This is a genomic window from Ensifer sp. 38_S197 (genome assembly GCF_056924495.1).
The window spans coordinates 1,520,547-1,539,736 of record NZ_JBXOVZ010000001.1 but is presented as its reverse complement, the minus strand read 5'-3'; the positions used below and the strand labels follow the sequence as shown (position 1 = coordinate 1,539,736).

At 59.2% G+C, this 19,190-nt stretch carries 19 protein-coding genes and 1 pseudogene; 10 read left to right on the top strand and 10 right to left on the bottom strand.

The annotated features are described in order from the left end of the window. Positions 1-138 precede the first annotated feature (138 nt). Positions 139-1,125 carry a transposase gene (locus AC1Z3V_RS07210; protein ID WP_483498074.1) on the top strand — a complete coding sequence of 329 codons (987 nt, stop codon included), beginning with the start codon at positions 139-141 and terminating at the stop codon, positions 1,123-1,125. A gap of 953 nt (positions 1,126-2,078) precedes the next feature. Here AC1Z3V_RS07210 and AC1Z3V_RS07205 read toward each other — a convergent pair. The 5 genes and pseudogenes from AC1Z3V_RS07205 to AC1Z3V_RS07185 form a co-directional block, all read right to left on the bottom strand. Next, a complete protein-coding gene (locus AC1Z3V_RS07205; protein ID WP_483498072.1) occupies positions 2,079-2,282 on the bottom strand; it encodes a hypothetical protein in 204 nt (67 codons plus the stop codon). A gap of 269 nt (positions 2,283-2,551) precedes the next feature. Beyond that, positions 2,552-3,896 (bottom strand): annotated as a pseudogene (locus AC1Z3V_RS07200) (PQQ-dependent sugar dehydrogenase). A gap of 194 nt (positions 3,897-4,090) precedes the next feature. Next, positions 4,091-5,026: a DUF3618 domain-containing protein gene (locus tag AC1Z3V_RS07195; protein WP_483498070.1), complete on the bottom strand. Its 936-nt coding sequence runs from the start codon at positions 5,024-5,026 to the stop codon at positions 4,091-4,093. Continuing rightward, the gene (locus AC1Z3V_RS07190; RefSeq protein WP_483498068.1) at positions 5,023-5,442 is read right to left on the bottom strand and encodes a phage holin family protein; all 420 of its coding nucleotides are present in this window, start codon (positions 5,440-5,442) and stop codon (positions 5,023-5,025) included. The genes AC1Z3V_RS07195 and AC1Z3V_RS07190 overlap by 4 nt, the downstream gene beginning before the upstream one ends. After that, on the bottom strand, positions 5,435-6,028 hold the full coding sequence (locus AC1Z3V_RS07185) for a nutrient deprivation-induced protein (RefSeq protein ID WP_483498066.1): 594 nt from the start codon (positions 6,026-6,028) through the stop codon (positions 5,435-5,437). Before AC1Z3V_RS07185 ends, AC1Z3V_RS07190 begins: the two co-directional genes overlap by 8 nt. 685 nt (positions 6,029-6,713) lie before the next feature. Between AC1Z3V_RS07185 and AC1Z3V_RS07180 the strand changes: the two genes are divergently transcribed. The 4 genes from AC1Z3V_RS07180 (at position 6,714) to AC1Z3V_RS07165 (ending at position 9,170) form a co-directional block, all read left to right on the top strand. Next, positions 6,714-6,947 carry an AbrB/MazE/SpoVT family DNA-binding domain-containing protein gene (locus AC1Z3V_RS07180; RefSeq protein WP_483497934.1) on the top strand — a complete coding sequence of 78 codons (234 nt, stop codon included), beginning with the start codon at positions 6,714-6,716 and terminating at the stop codon, positions 6,945-6,947. After that, positions 6,944-7,363, top strand: coding sequence for a type II toxin-antitoxin system VapC family toxin (locus AC1Z3V_RS07175; protein ID WP_483498064.1), 420 nt, complete (start codon positions 6,944-6,946; stop codon positions 7,361-7,363). The genes AC1Z3V_RS07180 and AC1Z3V_RS07175 overlap by 4 nt, the downstream gene beginning before the upstream one ends. Positions 7,364-7,594: 231 nt before the next feature. After that, the gene (locus AC1Z3V_RS07170; protein WP_483498062.1) at positions 7,595-8,152 is read left to right on the top strand and encodes a DNA-3-methyladenine glycosylase; all 558 of its coding nucleotides are present in this window, start codon (positions 7,595-7,597) and stop codon (positions 8,150-8,152) included. A gap of 130 nt (positions 8,153-8,282) precedes the next feature. Next, positions 8,283-9,170: an NAD(P)-dependent oxidoreductase gene (locus AC1Z3V_RS07165; RefSeq protein WP_483498061.1), complete on the top strand. Its 888-nt coding sequence runs from the start codon at positions 8,283-8,285 to the stop codon at positions 9,168-9,170. Between the two features lie 233 nt (positions 9,171-9,403). On the opposite strand, the gene AC1Z3V_RS07160 is transcribed toward AC1Z3V_RS07165, so the two are convergent. The 5 genes from AC1Z3V_RS07160 to AC1Z3V_RS07140 form a co-directional block, all read right to left on the bottom strand. Beyond that, a complete protein-coding gene (locus tag AC1Z3V_RS07160) occupies positions 9,404-10,369 on the bottom strand; it encodes a polysaccharide lyase family 20 protein (protein WP_483498059.1) in 966 nt (321 codons plus the stop codon). 4 nt (positions 10,370-10,373) lie between these two features. Continuing rightward, the gene (locus tag AC1Z3V_RS07155; protein ID WP_483498057.1) at positions 10,374-10,820 is read right to left on the bottom strand and encodes a hypothetical protein; all 447 of its coding nucleotides are present in this window, start codon (positions 10,818-10,820) and stop codon (positions 10,374-10,376) included. Positions 10,821-11,039: 219 nt separating this feature from the next. After that, positions 11,040-12,482, bottom strand: coding sequence for a DUF1254 domain-containing protein (locus tag AC1Z3V_RS07150; RefSeq protein WP_429808981.1), 1,443 nt, complete (start codon positions 12,480-12,482; stop codon positions 11,040-11,042). A gap of 108 nt (positions 12,483-12,590) precedes the next feature. Further along, a complete protein-coding gene (locus AC1Z3V_RS07145) occupies positions 12,591-13,160 on the bottom strand; it encodes an OmpA family protein (protein ID WP_483498055.1) in 570 nt (189 codons plus the stop codon). Between the two features lie 28 nt (positions 13,161-13,188). Then, a complete protein-coding gene (locus AC1Z3V_RS07140) occupies positions 13,189-13,614 on the bottom strand; it encodes a cysteine rich repeat-containing protein (RefSeq protein ID WP_483498054.1) in 426 nt (141 codons plus the stop codon). Between the two features lie 418 nt (positions 13,615-14,032). Between AC1Z3V_RS07140 and AC1Z3V_RS07135 the strand changes: the two genes are divergently transcribed. The 5 genes from AC1Z3V_RS07135 (at position 14,033) to AC1Z3V_RS07115 (ending at position 19,128) form a co-directional block, all read left to right on the top strand. Then, the gene (locus tag AC1Z3V_RS07135) at positions 14,033-14,371 is read left to right on the top strand and encodes a DUF2147 domain-containing protein (RefSeq protein WP_483498052.1); all 339 of its coding nucleotides are present in this window, start codon (positions 14,033-14,035) and stop codon (positions 14,369-14,371) included. Between the two features lie 436 nt (positions 14,372-14,807). Next, positions 14,808-16,622, top strand: a complete 1,815-nt coding sequence (locus tag AC1Z3V_RS07130; RefSeq protein WP_483498050.1) for an adenylate cyclase — start codon at positions 14,808-14,810, stop codon at positions 16,620-16,622. 148 nt (positions 16,623-16,770) lie between these two features. After that, positions 16,771-17,562, top strand: coding sequence for a DUF2092 domain-containing protein (locus AC1Z3V_RS07125; protein WP_483498048.1), 792 nt, complete (start codon positions 16,771-16,773; stop codon positions 17,560-17,562). Then, on the top strand, positions 17,559-17,771 hold the full coding sequence (locus AC1Z3V_RS07120; protein WP_483498046.1) for a hypothetical protein: 213 nt from the start codon (positions 17,559-17,561) through the stop codon (positions 17,769-17,771). The genes AC1Z3V_RS07125 and AC1Z3V_RS07120 overlap by 4 nt, the downstream gene beginning before the upstream one ends. Before the next feature lie 91 nt (positions 17,772-17,862). Then, on the top strand, positions 17,863-19,128 hold the full coding sequence (locus AC1Z3V_RS07115; RefSeq protein WP_483499585.1) for an alpha/beta hydrolase: 1,266 nt from the start codon (positions 17,863-17,865) through the stop codon (positions 19,126-19,128). Positions 19,129-19,190 lie beyond the last annotated feature (62 nt).

The window sequence follows — 19,190 nt, the reverse complement described above, 5'->3', positions numbered from 1 at the left end:
CAGTCTCTGGTCTCGAGACTGTCGAATGTTATTGACCTCGAGGCGACAGCACGTGCGTCGGGCGCACTTGTGCGGCGTCGCTGCATCGGTAATTCGTCGACTTTGCTGCGACTGGCGTTAGCCTATGGTCCTGGCGGGATGAGCCTGCGTTCGGCGGCCGCATGGGCGGGGTTGAACGATGTGGCGAAGCTTTCCGATGTCGCTCTTTTAAAACGCCTTCGGGGGTCAGCCGAGTGGCTGGGAAGCATTGCGGGGGCTCTTCTCGCAAACGTTTCCAGAACAAGCCCTTCGATGACGGGTCGCCGCTTACGTATCACGGACGGCAGTTCGATCTCGTGCCCCGGTAGCGCTGGCACGGACTTTCGGCTTCATGCCACATACGAGCCTGCACTTGCGCGTTTCACGCATCTGGAGCTCACCGATGCTCATGGCGGCGAAGGTTTCTCTCGCGTTCCAATCCATCAAGGCGACATCATTATCGGGGACAGGGGCTATGCCCGCGCCCCATCGCTGGAAAAGGTGGTTTCGGCTGGAGGCGACTTCATCGTCCGCACGGGTTGGGCGAACGTACGGTTGACAACACTGGATGGTCAACTGGTGGATTGGGACGCTATTTACAAGCCGATGCAGCCCGGAGAGGCTTGCGACATCGACGTTCTCGTCGAGCATGCAGGGCGCAAAAGCAAAGGTTGGGGTAAGCCGATCTTCCAAGCTCGGCTCATTGTCATGCGTAAGAACGCGGGGGCGACCGAGAAGGCCCAGAGGGTCGCCAGAAAGGGGTTTCAGCGACGCCGAAACAACGGAGAAATGCAACCGATGACCATGACAGCGGCCGGCTTCGTCATGTTGCTGACGTCTATCCCTGTGAAGGAAATGGGTGCTGAACATATCCTTCAAACCTATCGGATCCGATGGCAGGTCGAGCTTGCATTCAAGCGGCTCAAGAGCGGATTGGGCATACACAGGCTTCCAGCCCGCGATCAACGCCTCGGCCGAAGTTGGCTGATGGCTCACCTGATCCTGGCGCTGATGATTGACGAGACCATGAACGAGGTTCTCGACTTTCCCCCCTGTGAGGAAGACACAGGAAAAAACCAGAGTACCTTCGCTCTGGAGATTGTTTAAGCTGCTGAAGTGCACAATCCTCGCAGCCATTTTACGCCCCTTGCGGCGCAGGAAAATCTCCGTGCTCTTGCCTGATATAATTCGTCATCTTTGCGATCCGCCACGAAAGCGAAAAAGCCAGTTCGCTGCGGCCATCCCAGTCAGACAACCCTTAAGTTAGCGCATATGGGGCGGCGCCCCTCGGCCCCTTCCCTTGAAACCGGCGGTCGCGGGTTCAGCCGCGTCACAAAAAACTGACCATGCGCCCAGAAATGTTCGCCGCGACGCACTCGCGCCGCGGGCGGCTGTTCCACGTTTGCCCAGATGCGCCCGCGCCCCAAGTTGCAGATCGCCGAGAAAAGCAAGACCTCGTATCGAGGCCGACGGCTTGGGGCGGGCCAGCAATTTCGGCGTATACGCAGTGCGGGGGGTAACTCATTGAATAAGCTCAATGGTATTGTGAAGCCTGGTCAACTGACGAGGACGTCTGCTTACCTGTTCGGAGGTGCTTTGATGGGCGACAGCGCTCGGACGGTTGCCACCGTCCTCCCGAAGCCTGTCGACATCACCTCGCGGTAGCCAAGAGCGCGGAGCCTGACCTCCTCGCAGGAGGAAGCAAGGCGCTGACCGAACAAACAGCACGCCATAGAGCATTTGGCTGTTCCTCGATACAGCGGACCTCAGAGGGTGGTTGGTCCGCACGTGTTGGGACTTCTGCCGGCCGTTGCCGGTCCCCAGCCAGAGGCTGAGGGCCTTGGGAATGGTGCACGCGGACGCCCGATGACGATCGCACGACATGGAACGACCGTCGCGCTGGCAGCGTTGCTGGTATCTGCCGCGGCTCCGGTCGTGATCAAGGCAATCTGGGAAGTCCCCGGATACTCCTCATAGGAACCCAAGGCCCTCCGAGCGTTCGACTTCACAGAGCCGCACTGTAGTCAGCGACCATTGTCGAGCGCAATCAGATCAGATGCTCAATGCCCAGCATTCGCCCGCCAATAGCGCGCAAGTTCAGGATCTAAGTCAAGGTGCTCCTGCCACGCGGCCTCTGGGACCTGCCCCGATCGGTAAGCTTCGATCAGCAGGCGCTGGTCATCGTTTAACTGCGGCTCTTCCGCATGGTGCAGATGAAACAGACCTAGAACCGCCTCGCCGATATCTCGCATATGGATGGACACTTCGAAACCTCGCTTCGCTCTCTGATATAAACGCGCGGGTGCGGATCATGTTTCGAGGCTGCCCATACAGGATTGTGCTGATTGGAATGCCTTCGCGGTCCTGCCGGTGTCTGTCGCGACAGAGCAGCTTACCAAGGCGCGTACGGGAACTGGCGCCGCCAGGGTTGCCATCCAGCAAATGTTAGCCTGCCTATTCGGAGACGAGGTTGGCGGTCAGGGACATCTACTCCCCACAGCTTGATACAGATGGAGGGAGGCGGTGTGGTGCCTCAGCCCCCCTTCTCTCGGCTTACGCGCCAGATGACGTTGCCGACGTCGTCTGCCACGAGCAGTGCACCGGTCTTATCGATCGCCACGCCGACCGGACGCCCCCTCGCCTTGTTGTCGCTACCGATAAAGCCTGTGAGGATATCTTGCGGCCGTCCACTCGGCTTGCCATTGCGGAAGGGAACGAAGACGACCTTGTATCCGTTGTAGGCGCTCCGGTTCCAGGAGCCGTGCTGGCCGACGAAGGCGCCGTTGCGATAAGGCGGGCCGAGTGAAGCGCCTTTGGAAAACGTCAGCCCGAGCGAGGCGGTGTGCGAGCCCAGCGCATAGTCCGGCTTGATAGCCCTGGCAACGAGATCGGGCCGCTGAGGCTTAACCCGGGTATCGACGTTCCCGCCGAAATAACTGTAGGGCCACCCGTAAAAGCCCCCATCACGGATCGAGGTCATGTAGTCGGGGACGAGATCGTCACCGATCTCGTCCCGTTCGTTAACGGCGACCCAGAGTGCGCCACTCTGCGGGTTCCAGGAGAGTCCATTCGGATTACGCAGACCAGAAGCGAAGACGCGTGTATGGCGGCTTGCGCGATCGACCTCGAAGAACAGCGGCTCGATTCGTTTCCGCCGCTATACCGTTTTCGCCGACATTGCTGTTCGAGCCGACCGTCACGTAGAGCTTGCGCCCATCGGCGCTGGCGATGACGTCCTTGGTCCAATGGTGGTTGATATCGCCCGCGGGCAGGTCGACGATCTTCTGCGCCGGGGCGGTTATTCGAGTGCGACCACTCCTATAGGGGAAGGCAACGAGGGCATCGGTATTGGCGACATAGAGCTCCCCGTTCGACAGCGTCATGCCGAAGGGCGAATTGAGCCCTTCCAGAAATGTCCGCCGCATATCGGCGACGCCATCTCCATCGGTATCCCGCAAGAGCGTGATGCGATTGGCGCTCCTGGTTGCCGCACCGGCGCGCTTCATTGCTGCGCCCATAACAACCTTGCGAAGACTGAAGCCGCCATCCTTCTTTTCCGGCGCATTGCTTTCGGCGACCAGCACATCGCCGTTGGGCAGGACGTGCAGCCAACGCGGATGGTCGAGATCACTGGCGAAGGCATTGACCCTCAGTCCCTTCGCCGGTGTCGGCGCCGTGCCGCCCTGCCAACCTTTTGCCTCGGCGATCCGGATCGTGGGTATCAGCGTCGATCGCGGCTTTGGCAGCGTCGGGTTCGGCCCGTAGCCGCCATTGCTCGCGATTGCCCCTGTCTTCTCGGAGGAAATGGCGACACAACCTGTAACGACCGCCCCTATCAGGGTGACGATGATCGAGAATCGCGGGATGCCGGTATTCATCGGATGTCCTCCGAACGGAATGGATCATCGCCGGTTCGGATGTCGGCCTTCCTTCGCATCCGTGACCACATCATGCCTCATGACCAAGATGGTCTCCCGGGGATCGCCGCATTTCATCGTCCCATAGATGAACCGGCATGTCGCCAAGCCCGAATAATGTCCATGCTTGCAGCGGGTACATGCAGGGTCGAGCGTCATCCGGGAGAACGCGCCTCACTCGCCTTCATTGTCTCGTCCAGAACTCCTTTGGTGCCTTCGATTGCCCCTTCTGCTGCGGCATCGGCCGTGGCCGCGAGGTGATCGCGAACTCTGTCCGACGCCTCGCCGGCGGCCACATCCTCTAATTCGGTTGCAGGCAGCGCGGCGCCGATCGCGGCACCGATCGCAAAGGCAAGTGCGCCTCCAACCAGGGGCTGGTCGCGAAAGTTCTTGAGAATGGCCGCATTCAGTTGCGCGCCTCGGGCTTGTGCCGTCTGGTGAACATCTCGTGCACTGTCTGCCGCGGACCGGCCGGCGTCCGCAACGGTATCTGAAATGCCGCCCGCCACGCTCTTCATCTCGCGCCACGTTGCTGACGCCCAGCCGGAGGCTTCGTCGAACAATTTGCCTTTTTCATCACGGATATCCTCGATCGGCCGTCCGGTAACGTCGGCGAAACCACGGTAGACTGTGCCACTGGGATCGACGAAATGACCGGCTCTGTGGCCGGCGGCATCGGTACGAGCTCGAAAGCGACTGCCACTTTCGTCTTCGAAGTGGCTGTACCGCTCGCCAAAATTCGCCTCGACCGGGCCAACGCGCCGCAAGTTGCCATTCACGGACGCGAGTGGATAGTTGTCGAAACCATCGTCGGGGGCTGAAGCATGAGGTGCGCGGGAGGCGGGATCCGCGAGTAGCCACGCAAGGCCGATGCCCGTCAGAGCTACCGGGATAGGATTTGCCTTCATCGCGCCGCCGAGATTGGTGAGAAATTCAGCTCCTCCGCTCCGCCTCGCATAGGCGAGAAGTTCATCCATCAATTCGCCAGGGGACATCCGCTCCTGGATCGTGTGAAGCTTCTCTTCGATCCTTTGTCGATCGGCTTCGATCTCCCGTTGTAATTCGGCAGGCGAATGCGTCTCAGCGGTCATCGTACGACCTCCTTAGCCACATCGAGGTCACGTTGGAGGGACGCCGTCGTCTTGTCGAAGCGTATGCTGCGGCTTCCGAGCCTCGCGAGGCTGCGCGAAATCATCGCCCAGGCCAGGAGACCGACGAGGACACCGACGGTAACGGCTGACAAGGCGTGGGCATCTGCTTCCCTCATTCCTTGCGCGACGAGGAAGGCGCCGAGACCCTGCACAACAGCACTCAAGAGCACGCCAATGGCCGCAATGGCGAAGATAAGCCCGACAAGAAGCGTCTCGATCCTGCCGATCGCTCGATCAAAACTTTCGCTCGCCTCGGCCTTGGCAAGATCGATTTCCTTCCGGAAAAGTCCGGATATGTCTGTCACCAATCCTGCCACGAGGTCGGATAGGGAGCGGTCGTCACGAGAGTTAAGCATCGCGCAATTCCTTCTCAAAGTCCCAATCGCCTTCCTTGTCAAAGTCCCAATCGCCTTCCTTCTCGTTTGTCGGAGAGGAATTCGATCGAGCATCATCTGAAGTGTTTTGGGATCGCTGGGCCGAGGCAGACAGGAAGCGACTTGCCGCCAATCCCGCAATTGCTGCCATGCCGAGGAAGGCGAGGGGTTGCCTTCGCCCGAAATCTTCTGCCATTGCGGCTATTTCGCCGAGCTCGCGGTCCTCACAGTCGCGCGCCAGCCGCCCGATGGAGGTTCCCATTTGCTGCGTATAACGCCCAAGGACCGGTTGCTCTGAGTGGCGAAGTTCAGTTCCGACCTTCTCCATGGCGCCTGCAAGACCGCGTAAATGGCGGGCCAGCGCGTTCTTTTCGTGATCGATGGCCCGGGCTGCGGTTACCTTCGCTTGGCTGGCTTGATCATCACCACGTGAATTTCCGTCAGCCCGGGCTTCATCCGGGCCCTCGGGGAAACCGTTCCCGGAGCTTGTCGCGGACCGGCCGTTCTCCTCGGACGACGACAACCTTTGCTGTTGCTGGGGTCTACGGTCCCTTGGATCGTCGATCATTTGCGCCTCCTCTTCGATCGGACGGCGGCCCGATTCATTGCACATCAAACCAACGAATTTGATCCTTGTTCCTCGGATAAGGCGTAGCCTGGATCGCTCGACCGTGTCGCGATACTCGCCCCGGGAAATGGGTCTGCGACCGAGCGTTATCGCCACAAACTGCCTCGCAGGAAACCGCCCATCTGGATTTCACCAGGCAGCATCGATAGCTCTCGATGCCCTGCGAACTTGCGCCGGTGTGGCGCCCAGAGCCCCTTCGCGCGCAGCCTCAGCGGCTAAGAGTTGCCGCAGAGGGTTCAACTTAGCGCCCGCCTGTCATCGAAGACGAATAACAAGCCGGTGCAACATCCTCACTTGAAATCCCGCGTCTTCATTGATCGCCTCGAGATTGAGATAGGGATCGTTGATGTCGTGCGGCAGCGGGCCCTTTGGCAGACCCCGTGGATCGGGCGCCGGCGCTCCATGATGAAACTCGTCGCCACGCCCGTGCGGCAGCGGGAATCTGGCGTCGCGATCGCCGACGCTCGCAAGCTCTGCGGATAGATCAGACAGCCGATGGGCTACCAGGTGGACCACCTCTCTCTCCCTCTGGATCCGGAGCTGTGATTGTTCGTCGTCCCGTTCTCTTGAAAACCGGGCCACGAAGTAATACTTTCTAGAAATCATTCCTTACAATGGCTCGACAATGACGACAACGGTGACAGCGAAGGGGCAGATTACGATCCCCAAACCGGTGCGCGACCTCTTGGGTATAGTGCCCGGCAGCAAGATTGATTTCCGCCGTGCACCGGATGGGAGCATAGTGCTCGTCCATGCCGCTAAGAAACAGCAACCCAGCCGCTTCGCACAATTGCGGGGGCACGCCGGCAAAGGGCTGGATACCGACGCGATCATGGCCCTCACGCGTGGCGAACCGTGACATTCGTAGACACGAACGTTCTTCTCGACATTGTAACAGATGATCCGAAATGGGCCGATTGGTCCATAGCGCAACTCGAAACCGCAAGTCTTAGGGGGACACTATGGATCAACGATATCGTCTATGCAGAACTCGCCGTTCGCTACGATCGGATCGAAGAAGTCGACGCGCTCCTTGATCGAGCCGGGTTAGAACTCGCGCCAGTCCCGCGGGCGGCTCTCTTTTTGGCAAGCAAGGTTTTCACACGCTATCGCAAAGCAGGGGGAACGAGAGCTGGCGTTCTCCCGGATTTCTTTATCGGTGCCCATGCGGCCGTCAGCGGGCTACCATTGCTCACGCGTGATGTTGCTCGCTATCGAACCTATTTCCCGACACTGACATTGATTGCGCCGGATTTGCCGACCGAACCTGATTGAGGCAGATACGGTGGCGTCGCTATGAATCCCACTGCCGCTGGCAAAGGGAAGAGACTGAAGCCCACCCTCTGGCCGCGAGCAGCACCGGCACGTGTTGCGTGCGGAAGTGAATTCCGCCGGTCGACAGTGGTGACGTGGCACTGTGAACTGCCGCCTGATCCCTTAAATCGGTTCTAATCCAAGGGATCATCTAGTAGACCATCATGCAAAGATGGAGGCTACGACCCTGCGGTGCATCGATTGAGTTGGGATGCCAGGTTTTTCGCGCGCCCCGCCTTCGAGGTGGCAGCGGACTTGATCGGCGCCGAATTCGCGGTGTCCGGCATCGGCGGCATTATTGTCGAGACCGAGGCATATCTGCCCGATGACGCCGCGTCGCACAGCTTCGCCGGCGCCACCGACCGAAATCGAGCGATGTTCGGTCCGCCGGCGCACACCTATGTTTATCTCTCCTATGGCCTCCATTGGTGCCTCAACTTCGTTTGCTTGCCCGGCAGCGCCGTCTTGATCCGCGCGATCGAGCCGAAGTGGGGCATCGAGGCGATGCAAGCGCGGAGGGATGTTCGTAAGGACAGGCTCTTGTGCTCCGGGCCGGGACGCCTCGGCCAGGCGCTGGCGATCAATAGAGCGCAGGATGGCTTGCCGCTCTGGCAGGAGCCATTTCACCTCCACCTACCGGCTCAGCGTCCGCCGATCTCCAGCGGTATCCGTGTGGGAGTTACAAAGGCGGTGGAACACCTGTGGCGTTTCGGGCTCGCCAACTCGCCCTTCATCAGCCGTAAATTCTAGCGCGGAAACGTCTGCGCCGTTTTAGCCTGATCCCGAGGCTCGACTTGTCGGAATCGATCGCGTTCAATGGCTCTCGGGCCCCGACCCAGATTCATCGTGATCTTGATAGCCAATCAGTGGAGGCGACCAAATGACAAAATCAAATGTGGGCTTCATCGGGCTCGGGCTGATGGGTCAGGGCATGGCGGCGAATATCCTGAAGAAGGGGTCGCCGCTTTGCGTGACGGCGCATCGCAATCGCGCGCCGGTCGACGCGCTGGTCGCCGAAGGCGCGACGGAGGTAGCAACACCGCGCGATATGGCCGAGCGTTGCGACATCATCATCCTTTGTGTAACCGGCTCGCCGGAAGTCCTCTCGGTGATTGAAGGCCCGGACGGCATCGCTTCCGCCGGCAAGCCGCTCACCATCGTCGATTGTTCGACCTCCGATCCCTCCGTCACCACAAAACTCGCTGCGAACCTCGCCGGCAAGGCTATTACCCTCATCGATGCGCCGCTCAGCCGTACCCCGGCGGACGCCGCCGCCGGTACGCTCGATGTGATGGTCGGCGGCGCGGACGAGGACGTGCGCCGTGTCTGGCCCGTGCTCGAATGCTTCGCCGGCAGAATCGTCCACACAGGCCCAACCGGCACCGGCCACACGATGAAGCTGCTCAACAACTTTCTCTCGATGGGCTATGCGGCGCTCTATTCCGAGGCGCTGATGCTCGGACGCAAGGCGGGGCTCACCCCGGAAGTCTTCGACAGCGTCATCCGAGGGGGCCGCATGGATTGCCCCTTCTATCAGACGTTCTTCCGCTGGGTGCTGGAGCGTGACCCGAACGCCCACAAGTTCGCAATCCGCAACGGCTTCAAGGACATGAGCTATCTCGCCGGCTTCGCCAATGCGAGCGGCGTCGCGAACCCGATCGGGGCCGCAGTCAGGAATTCCTTCGCCCAGGCGGTCGCAGCTGGTCGCGGCGAGGATTACGTGCCGATGCTATCGGATTTCGTCGCCGAGGCGAACGGCATCAAGTGAGAGGCGGCTGCTAACGGCGCGGCTTTCTCCGACGTCGAGCATGACATCGAAGCGTCTATGCGCGCCAGCCATTCACGTCGGCAACAAGGACCCGGGGCTCCGATTTTTGTAGGCCGATCAGTTCCGGTTCACCGTACCTCCCCAATCTCCGTTAGCGGACGATACGTGCTTCTTTCCGTCGCGTGGATTATACGTGCGTTTGACCACCGTCGCGGAGCAGAAACGTCCCGAAATCAGGCGATAATCTGATCGGCCCGCAGTGCCGCAAGTCCGGCCGAACCGAGAACATCTTCACCGCGTTTGGAGCGGCGAAAATTGTCGAAGTAGAGTGTCCATTCGCTCTGGGCTGCCGACCGGTAGGGGCCGAACTTGAAGTACTGCCGCGAACCGAGCCCGTGTTCGTCATGTCCGATATGGCCACGGACCGTGACGACCCAGCGGTCGTTGGCGAAGAGTTCAATATGCCCTGTGCCGTCCGGTCCGGGTCGCGTCATAACTGCAAAGTCAATCCATCCGCTATCCGGCGCTGGCAGTGAATTCCCCCTGTTGACGACCGTGATGCGATCCGTATAGGCCGTGAATAAGTGCCCGTCCGCCGGCCTCCAGTCAGGGTCCGTGGCAACCAACGCTCGCATCTGCCGCTTTCCCGGCCGAAGCCAAACAGGCGTGAGACCAGCTGTCTGGGTCGACGAGAGAACGGGCCCAGGGATCACCGGAAATGTGGTTTCGACCGTCGCAAAGAGCCGACCACGCACAAGACGAAGCGCGAGGAAAGGGCTGTAGTCCCCCCTTGCCTCGGGACCGATCTCACGCTTCCATTGTGCGATCAAATGACGATGGTCAGCCTGCGGAATGGGATCGGCAAACCTGACCGAAAAGCCGTACCAGACAGCCTTGTCAAAAGGGACCCGGAGGCTGGTGCGTTCCCACACCTCCGCCCGCTCACTTCGATCTTCCTCGCCCTGCCAGAGTGGCCGGACGCTTAGCTTTAACGCGCCCGCACTGCCAAACGTGACGTCGCTCTGAAACTCAACGGAACCCGCCCGTTGCTCGGCATTGTCACGATAATAGAGCCCACCCCTGGGCGAGAAGCTGTCGCCCTCGAAGCCGTCAAAAAGGTTGGCTTCCCAGGACAGTGGCGTCGCGCCGCCGACCTCATCAGATGCTTCACCAACGGTGTCCAGCCCCCTCTCCTCCATGGTCTTAGCACTCGCTTACTATCCTGCGACTGTCCATCGCAAGCTTGAGATCAGCGATGTGGTCGTCGCACCGAGTTAGGTAACGGCCGTTGTTTGACATCAATCGACCGACACCTCCGCAGACGTCGCAGGTGTGGTAAGATCGGCTGGCGATCTCGTGGTAGATCACGCCAAGGGCGGCGGCCTTTTCTGCCGACAAGCGATAGCCGTTCGCTGGCGTCAGATAGCAGCGGAGACCGCCCCATTTTTCTTCTATTTGCCGAACGTAGACCATGGATAGCAGACCGTGTTGGACCACGAACTCTTCGACGCGCTGCAAATACTCTTCAATCAGTGCGTTCCAACCGGTGTTTGTGGTCAGGAAATCAGGCCACGCCTCCAGGCTCGTCCTCGGATCGAAGAGTCCCGCATACGTCTGGCGAATGTGCGCGACGAACTCTGCATCGGTCATACGGAGGCTACCCTCGCATGAAACCAGATAATCCGATGGAGCCTTTCCAACCGCTCAAACACTACCCTCCTCAATTCGATCCGAGGCGTCAGTCGAAGAGCGTCACCGGCAGACCGGACTGGCGAAGCGCCTTGCGCCTAAATGCCAAACTTGTCGTGGCAGATGTGCTGCCGGGGAACGAGACGGGCCGAACCTGTCCCTGTTCCCCGGAGCGCAATTTCAGCTCACATTTCTCACCGGTGGGATCGTCCACGTGCCGTCGATGATGGAAGGATTGGCCTCATTGGGCCAATAGAGGCGCATCATCAGGATAAATTTCCCCTCAGGCGCGGGCAGCCAGTTTGATTCCATGTCCGCTCCGGGAGATTCATGCTGGATCAACAGGTCGATCGAGCCGTCCGGGTTGGCCTTGAGCGGCTCCCTTGCACTGATCGAATAACGGTTCAGCGGATTGTCGACAAAGAAGTACTGCGCATCATACATGGTCAGTGACCAGAAGCCCCCAACCGGCGGCGTCAGACCTTTCTTGAATGTCAGCACATACTTCTCGGAGCCATTGTAGGCCCGCTTGATCAGACCCCCGCCGGACTTCGTCGACGTTGGGTAGATCGCGTCCTGTGGCCGGTTTGCCCCAAGACCGATCGCGGTGACCAAGGCACGCTGCAGGTAGTTGGTTCCGTAGACGCCGGTCTTGGTTGTGAAGCCCCAGCCGTCGATGTCCTGAACGTCGCCGTCGCTGAACTTGAAATGCATCATGATGCGGGCGAAACCGGCCTGGGGGACACGCTTCACAAATGCTGGATCGAATTTGCTTTTGTCAAAGTCCTTACCGGGAACGATCCCCAGCTCGGCGAGCTTGGCGACCATCGGTGCGTCCGCATCAGTCGGCGGATTTCTTTTCAGGAGCTCGGCGAATAGAGTGAAGTATTCGACGGCGTTCATGCTGTTGACTTGCTCGCGCACGGCAGTCTTCATGTCGATCGCCGGGTCGACCTTGCCTTCGGGTGCCGTCCAGTCTTTCCCCCAGGCACTCAAGGGGTAAAGCTTGACCTCATCCTGCAGCTTATGGACTTCTGCATAATCCTCTGGTGTGCCGGTGCAATAGATGCGACCGAGCAACCAGACGATGCTTGTCGGCGACTTGTACTGCTTCAGTCCATCCGGCAGCGTACCTTCCCAACCGGGACCGGTCACCACGAAGGTCTGCGCACCTGTACCGGTCGTCCGCTTTCCTGGAACGTCGAACACCGTCGTCCAACCATCCAACATGGGGAACAGCGCATAACGATCCTTCAGATCCGGTAGGCTGATCACCCAGGGCTCGTCACCCACGTCGAAGAATGCGGTCGTGTATAGTGTGTCGGCATTCGGCGCGGTCACATCGCGGAACTTAGCGTCCGGATACTGCCGCAGCTTGATGACATGCCCCATCGGGCCGCGGGTGCCCTTCGACTCGGCTACGTTGGTGATTACACGCCGAGTTACCTCCATCGTCACAAGCGGATAAGCGTAAATATACGCTTCGACCGCAAGTGCGAATTCGTCGAGACCCTCCGGCAAATTTGCCACCAGCCCGTCGTTGGCGTTCGACGTCGACCCCATAGATCCGGCGGCCATCAGCCCTAGACCAGCCACCGTCAGCTCACGGCGCGTAATATCCATTTTATCCTCCGAAAAAACGATTCATGACGAAATGTATGCAAAACGCGGACATAGACTTCTAACGCCGCAATCCACGACCGCAGAATGAGAACCGAGGCAAGAATTGGGCTATTTGGCGAGACCGAGATTAATCAATTGGACCCGCCGGTTCTCCGCCGCTTTCGGGTTGGCTGCATCGAGCGGCCACTCCTCGCCCACGCCGATCGAATACAAGCGGTCTGGTGCGATCGCAAACGTGGTCGAAAGCGCCTCGGTTATGGCGTTGGCGCGCTGCGCGCTAAGTTCGAGATTGTGTTGCGCGTCTCCCGTCGAACTCGTGTGACCGACGACGAGAAATTTGTAGCGCCGCAGGTTGGGATGATGCAACGCGTCGGCGATCAGGCCGACCGTACGGTAAGATTTTGGCTCGATGGCGACGGAGTCGTTTTCGAATTCGATATCTACGATCAGTTGCGACAACTTGGAGAGTTTCTGCCAGTTCGGAAGGTTGGCGACACCTTTGCCGGCACTTGCCGATGCCTCTTCTACAAGAAGCGCAACGTCGATCGCAGGCGCAGTACTTTCCAGTCTGCCGAGCGTACGGATAAGTTGCGTGTCACTGATTTCCTGCGATGCTACTTCGCCAGCGAACATCGTGAGCCCGATCGTCAGCAACGCGCCAAGTTGGATTCTCTTCATCGTCTTGCCTTTCGTCCTCAAGAAGGCCTCAACGCCATCCGGCGTCGATGATGGCCTGGCCGCATTGCCCTTCGTTCACGCGCGTCGCCTTGTTCAGACAGGAGAGAACATTGCCCTCGCCTTTGACGCTCTTGCAGTACTGGGCGATGTCGTGCTTACAAGTCGTCGCAAAGGACGACTGCGCTGCCTGACGTTGACTTATCGACGTGATCACGTTCGCCAGTGTCACGGTACAGGCCGGGGAGACTTTGCCCTCGTTCTGCTCGAGACAGGTCTGAATTCGGCCGCCGCCGAGATTGAGCCCCTTGCAGTATTTCCGGATATCCGCGCCACAATCGTTGGCGAGCATGCTCACCGCGTCGGCATAGCTGATGGTTTCCGCCCGACCGATGGTGGCGAGGGCAATAACCGCAAGAAGGATCGTTCCTCCGAAAACTCCAAGTCTGTTCGCCATGGCATATCCGATCGAAAACAGCGTTGAACTCGACTGCCCCAGCCGACTGGCCAGGCATTAGCTAGCAATGACATGCTCAATGCGGCGGCCAAAAGAAAAGTAGCTTACAGTATCCAACACCCTCGTTACGGCCGCATCGCTGTTCTGCCACCATGGCGAGCGCGATCGCGTTGCCGTATCGGACGCTCTTCGCACTCTCGACGGCTGCGCTGGATCGATGCGCCGGCGTCACCGCCGAAATCGATAAACACGCCTGCGCACCAAGTGCAGCTTCCAATTGCGTGCGGCAATATCCCCAGAGAGTCACCTCGGTAGCGCCGACATACGGCGTCCGATACTAAGAACCTACCAGTGGCTACAGGCGCACGACCGAGAACAGGCGTAGATTTCGAGAAGCAACATCTCACAGGAGCGATTTATGAAGCGCATCTTCGCCATGGCGGCTGCATTGACGATGACTGCAAGTGCCGCCCACGCAGACGATCTCATCGTCGGCAACTGGAAGACTGAACTGGGCGACATTGCTGCCATCGCACCTTGCGCTGAAGGCTACTGCATAACCCTGAAATCCGGAAAGCACGCAGGCAAGCAGATCGGAACGTTCCACGGCAAGGATGGAAACTATTCGGGAAAGATCACGGATCCCGAGGCGAACAAGACTTATGATGGCTCCCTTTCCGTTTCAGGTAACGCACTGAAGATGAAGGGGTGCGTTCTGAGGGTCGTATGCGAATCTCAGACCTGGCCGCGGATCTGAAAGCGGGATTTCCCTCGCCCAAAAAAGAGTCTCCGGCAAGACGTCGCCCGCCACGAGATAATCGCAAAAAACTGTCGATCACCCGCCCTCAGCGCATGAACATGGCTATGGATGCGCTCTATGAGCCGCATCCGAGCCGGCCGCGCCCAGAGCGTCGCTACCAGCTGTGACAGCCCCCGCACGTCCGCGCGAGGCTTCACCAGTCACGCGCTCAATCGCGATACTCCTTCAAGTTTTTTCATGAGAATCCGTTTGAACCGGATCGGCTGGCCTTTTCGTGCGCCCGATGCTCGGACACGGGAACTTCACCGCAGCATCAAAATCGCTGTGTTGGTCCGGTGTGCTTTCTGGACGAGCACACTTTTTTGCAGCATAGGTTACAGAAAGGGCGCTAACTAAATCTGTAATTGTTGCATTTGCGTAGTGGGGGCGATCGATGGGCACCTTTGTGGCAAAGGGATCAAAGGACGCGGAAGAACCGCCAGGATCTGCGCCAAACCCAGCCGATATCCGGGACCAGCTCGCGCGCATCATCTCCAGCCCAGAGTTTCCGCAGGCAGGCCGCGGCCCTGCTTTCCTTACTTTCGTCGTCGAGGAGGCCCTTGCCGGACGCGCGCAGCGCCTGAAGGGCTACACTATCGCGGTCGAAGTGTTCAAGCGTAGCGAAAACTTTACCCAGGACGACCCCGTCGTCCGTATCGAAGCCGGGCGGCTGAGGCGGTCGCTCGAGCGCTACTATCTTGTGGCGGGACGGCACGATCCAATCAGGATAGATATTCCAAAAGGACGCTATGCACCTTCGTTCGCCTGGAATGTTCCGATACCTACCGCCGCGACATCTGTTCCCGCCGAGACCGATGGCGATGAGAACCGCCAAACGAGGCGAAGGAATTTGTGGCCGATCCTTGGCCCTGTTGGCGCTTTTGGGCTGGCCGCGCTGATTTACTCGGCAAGCGAACATATAGACAAGGCCGCGACCTGGCGCGGCGCCACGAAATCGGCGCACGAGCCGACGCTGGTGATCGCACCTTTTGCCAATCTGGGAGACGGCCCGCAGGCCGATCTTTACACAAGCGGCCTCACTGAGGAATTGCTCACCGCGTTGCCGCGATTCAAGGAGATCATGGTCTTCGGTCGCGAGACGTCGAAGTCACTTCCCCCCAATGTTGAGGCTTCTGAAATTCGTGGTGGTCTCGGCGCTCGCTATCTGCTTGCAGGCGGTGTCAGGGTGTCGGGCTCCAAGGTCCGAGTGACGGCACGTCTGTTGGACACATCCGACGGTGCTATCCTCTGGTCGCAAACCTACGACGATGACTTGTCCAGCCGGGAACTTTTCGTCATTCAATCCGACGTCGCGAGCAAGGTCGCGACAGCTATTGCCCAGCCATACGGAATCATCGCTCAGGCCGCCATGGCAAGCCCGCCCCCCGATGATCTCGGAGTGTACGACTGCACGCTCCGCTTCTACGCGTACCGTTCTGAGCTGAGCCAACAAACGCACCTGGCCGCTCGAGAGTGTCTCGAAAGCGTCGTAGCGCGTTACCCAACGTATGCGACCGCTTGGGCAATGTCGTCCATCGTTTATATCGATGAGGACCGCTTCCGCTTCAACCTCACGCCCGGCCAACCGACGCCGCTCGAGCGAGCGTTGCGCTCCGCCCGCCGAGCGGTTGAACTCGAACCTGGAAATACCCGGGCGCTTCAATCTTTAATGATTGCACTGTTTTTCAACCAACAACTCGCCGAGGCGCTTCAAGTTGGCGAGGAGGCTCTGGCAATAAACCCGAACGACACCGAACTGTTGGGCGAGTTCGGAACGCGGCTGGCAATCTGTGGTCAGTGGCAACGCGGCGCAGATCTCCTTGACCGCGCGCTTGCGCTTAATCCCGGCGGCGCAAGTTTTTATCACGGAGCGAGAGCGCTCGCCGCCTACATGCTGAATGACAATGACAAAGCTGTGAGCCTGATCCGGACAACAAAATTGCAGACGTTCCCGATGTTTCATCTGGTCGCAGCCGCAATCTACGCGGAGGCCGGCTTCCTGGACGATGCGAGGCGCGAGGGCGAAATCTTCATGAAAATGCGCCCGGACTACATTCCCAACATCATGGAGGAACACAGGAAGCGCAACATCCAGCCACGCGACAATCTACGGATGATTTCGTCGCTTCGCAAAGCCGGACTTCCTGTGCCGAGCGCAGAGGAAGTCGAGGCGTCGGTATCTGCCTCCACTACGTCCAAAATCCCCTGAAGCTTGCGACGACAGACAGAGCCTACGGTCTGGTCGCACAGAGCCTACCAGACGTTACGAGTGTTTGGCTTCTCCGATGGTTACAGTTTTCCAATGACAGTCGCCGGCCGGCGCCTGTTTCATGCCACGGACCGAGAGGCATAGACAGATGTTTCATGGGTATAGGAAAACCGCCCTTTCAGGCGCTGCGTTCGCGTTAATGTCGGGACTGATGCTGCAAACACAGGCCGTGGCGGCAGAAGTTGACGCCAAGAACCTCCTTAAGGCGATGTCAGACTACGTCGCTTCGCAAAAGGCGATTTCCTTTGGCTACGACTCAAACCTGGAAATCGTCACAGCAGATCATCAGAAACTACTGCTGGCGAGCTCCGGAAAGGTCGAGGTGGGGCGACCAGACAAGCTGCGCGTCACGCGGTTTGGCGGCTTTGCAGATATCGAGATGGTTTTCGACGGCAAATCGGTAACCCTCGTCGGCAAGGAGAGCAACCTTTATACCCAGGTAGAACTCCCCGGCACGGTAGAGCATCTGATCGACGAGATGCGCGACAAGCTCGGTAGACCGGTTCCCGGTGCGGACCTGCTCCTGCCCGACGCCTACAACAAGCTGATGGAAGGCGTAACCGACATAAAGGATCTCGGCAGTGGCGTGATCGGTGGCGTTGAATGCGACCACCTCGCGTTCCGGGCGAAAGACGTCGACTGGCAGATCTGGATTGCGCAGGGCGAAAACCCGCGTCCCTGCCGTTACGTGATTACCGCCAGCCAGGTCGATCAGGCTCCGCAATACAGTATCCAGATCAGGGACTGGAAGACGGGCGTCGATGTGGCGGCGGAAGACTATAGTTTCATCAACAAGACCGACGCCAAGAGGGTCGACCTCAAGGATCTTGCTGACACAGACGAGCTACCCGATCACCTGAGGATGGGAGACAAGAAATGACCGCGCACGCGCGACTGAGGACTGTCCTGCTTGTTGCCGCTTTGTGGCTTCCTGCAATCGATGCCGCTGAGCAGCTGACGACTTTTGGGCTCTACAGTCTTTTAAGGCCCGCCGAGGCTCGTGTCGGTCGCCCGTTGACGCCGGTCAGCGTCGCAGGCGTGGCTCGACGAACCGTGCGGCGCTGCGCCGTTGGCGTCTATTACTGCTAGGGGCTGGTATCTGGTGAAAGTTGGAAGCTTTTTGATCGATTCACCCACTCGCGAAGCCTGCCTTGGTTCTTATTTGTGTCGCCTGCGAGGGATGATTCTTTTCCTGACGCTAGTCACCATTTCGGGATGCGGTGGCCATCCGAAAGGCGTGTTGACGCCGGTCGCCGAGACGCAAGCCGACGCAAGCCGGGTGGACATGTTGATCACGACAACCCGTGATCGCTCGCAAGTGCCCGGAGAAATGTTCACGGGCGAGAGGGCGCGTGCGCCAACGTTCGCCGACATCACAGTATCCATCCCCGCTGTACGGAAGGTGGGTGACGTGGCTTGGCCGAAGAAGCTACCCCCCAACCCGGCCACCGACTTTGCGACCCTGAAGGCGGACGAACTGACGAAGGACGAGGCTAAGGCTTGGCTGAGCACTTCGGTCCAGAAAAGCCCTGACCGCAGCGTGCTCGTGTTCATCCACGGGTTCAACAATCGCTTCGAAGACTCCGTCTATCGTTTTGCCCAGATCGTCCATGATTCCGGCGTCAAAAGCGCGCCCGTTCTGGTGACCTGGCCGTCGCGGGGCAGCCTGTTGGCCTATGGCTATGACCGTGAAAGCACCAACTATACCCGCAATGCGCTGGAATCGCTGTTCCAATATCTGGCTGCGGATAAGCAAGTGAAAGACGTCTCAATCCTTGCGCATTCCATGGGGAACTGGCTGACATTGGAAGCGCTTCGCCAAATGGCAATCCGTAATGGACGCCTACCGACAAAGTTCAAAAACGTGATGCTCGCGGCGCCTGACGTCGACGTCGATGTGTTCCGCTCGCAGATCGAGGACATGGGCAATCAGCACCCGCGGTTCACCCTCTTCGTATCGCAGGATGACCGGGCGCTCGCTTTCTCGCGCAGGGTCTGGGGGGACATCCCCCGGCTGGGATCGATCGATCCGGAGCAGGCCCCTTATAAGCAAGAGTTGGCGGACCACGATATCACCGTCATTGATCTGACGAAGGTGAAGGCCGGGGATAGCATGCACCATGGCAAGTTCGCGGAATCGCCGCAGGTGGTCCAGCTAATCGGCGCCCGGATATCAGAGGGCCAGACGTTGACCGACAGCAAGATGGGTCTTGGGGATCATCTCATCGCTGGAACGACGGGGGCTGCAGTCGCGGCGGGCAGCGCTGCGGGTTTGATCCTCGCTGCTCCGGTCGCTGTTGTCGATCAAGCGACACGCGAAAACTATACTCACCACCTCAATGGATTGGCGGGTCGGTCGGGCGCTGAGCAGGAGTTCACGGTCAAGGACTGCACGTCAAAACAACGGGTGGAACCTAAATCAATCTGTGACGCTCATCAGAATTGATGGACAGCCCGTGAAAACGGACCGAGCCTTTCGGCATCCCTCAATGGAGAAGCCCCTAACGC

Coding starts and splice junctions, on each gene's coding strand:
- AC1Z3V_RS07210 (WP_483498074.1), top strand. CDS start 139: ATGAGCCTGCGTTCGGCGGCCGCATGGGCGGGGTTGAACGATGTGGCG.
- AC1Z3V_RS07195 (WP_483498070.1), bottom strand. CDS start 5,026: ATGACCGCTGAGACGCATTCGCCTGCCGAATTACAACGGGAGATCGAA.
- AC1Z3V_RS07190 (WP_483498068.1), bottom strand. CDS start 5,442: ATGCTTAACTCTCGTGACGACCGCTCCCTATCCGACCTCGTGGCAGGA.
- AC1Z3V_RS07185 (WP_483498066.1), bottom strand. CDS start 6,028: ATGATCGACGATCCAAGGGACCGTAGACCCCAGCAACAGCAAAGGTTG.
- AC1Z3V_RS07180 (WP_483497934.1), top strand. CDS start 6,714: ATGACGACAACGGTGACAGCGAAGGGGCAGATTACGATCCCCAAACCG.
- AC1Z3V_RS07165 (WP_483498061.1), top strand. CDS start 8,283: ATGACAAAATCAAATGTGGGCTTCATCGGGCTCGGGCTGATGGGTCAG.
- AC1Z3V_RS07160 (WP_483498059.1), bottom strand. CDS start 10,369: ATGGAGGAGAGGGGGCTGGACACCGTTGGTGAAGCATCTGATGAGGTC.
- AC1Z3V_RS07155 (WP_483498057.1), bottom strand. CDS start 10,820: ATGACCGATGCAGAGTTCGTCGCGCACATTCGCCAGACGTATGCGGGA.
- AC1Z3V_RS07150 (WP_429808981.1), bottom strand. CDS start 12,482: ATGGATATTACGCGCCGTGAGCTGACGGTGGCTGGTCTAGGGCTGATG.
- AC1Z3V_RS07145 (WP_483498055.1), bottom strand. CDS start 13,160: ATGAAGAGAATCCAACTTGGCGCGTTGCTGACGATCGGGCTCACGATG.
- AC1Z3V_RS07140 (WP_483498054.1), bottom strand. CDS start 13,614: ATGGCGAACAGACTTGGAGTTTTCGGAGGAACGATCCTTCTTGCGGTT.
- AC1Z3V_RS07135 (WP_483498052.1), top strand. CDS start 14,033: ATGAAGCGCATCTTCGCCATGGCGGCTGCATTGACGATGACTGCAAGT.
- AC1Z3V_RS07130 (WP_483498050.1), top strand. CDS start 14,808: ATGGGCACCTTTGTGGCAAAGGGATCAAAGGACGCGGAAGAACCGCCA.
- AC1Z3V_RS07125 (WP_483498048.1), top strand. CDS start 16,771: ATGTTTCATGGGTATAGGAAAACCGCCCTTTCAGGCGCTGCGTTCGCG.
- AC1Z3V_RS07120 (WP_483498046.1), top strand. CDS start 17,559: ATGACCGCGCACGCGCGACTGAGGACTGTCCTGCTTGTTGCCGCTTTG.
- AC1Z3V_RS07115 (WP_483499585.1), top strand. CDS start 17,863: ATGATTCTTTTCCTGACGCTAGTCACCATTTCGGGATGCGGTGGCCAT.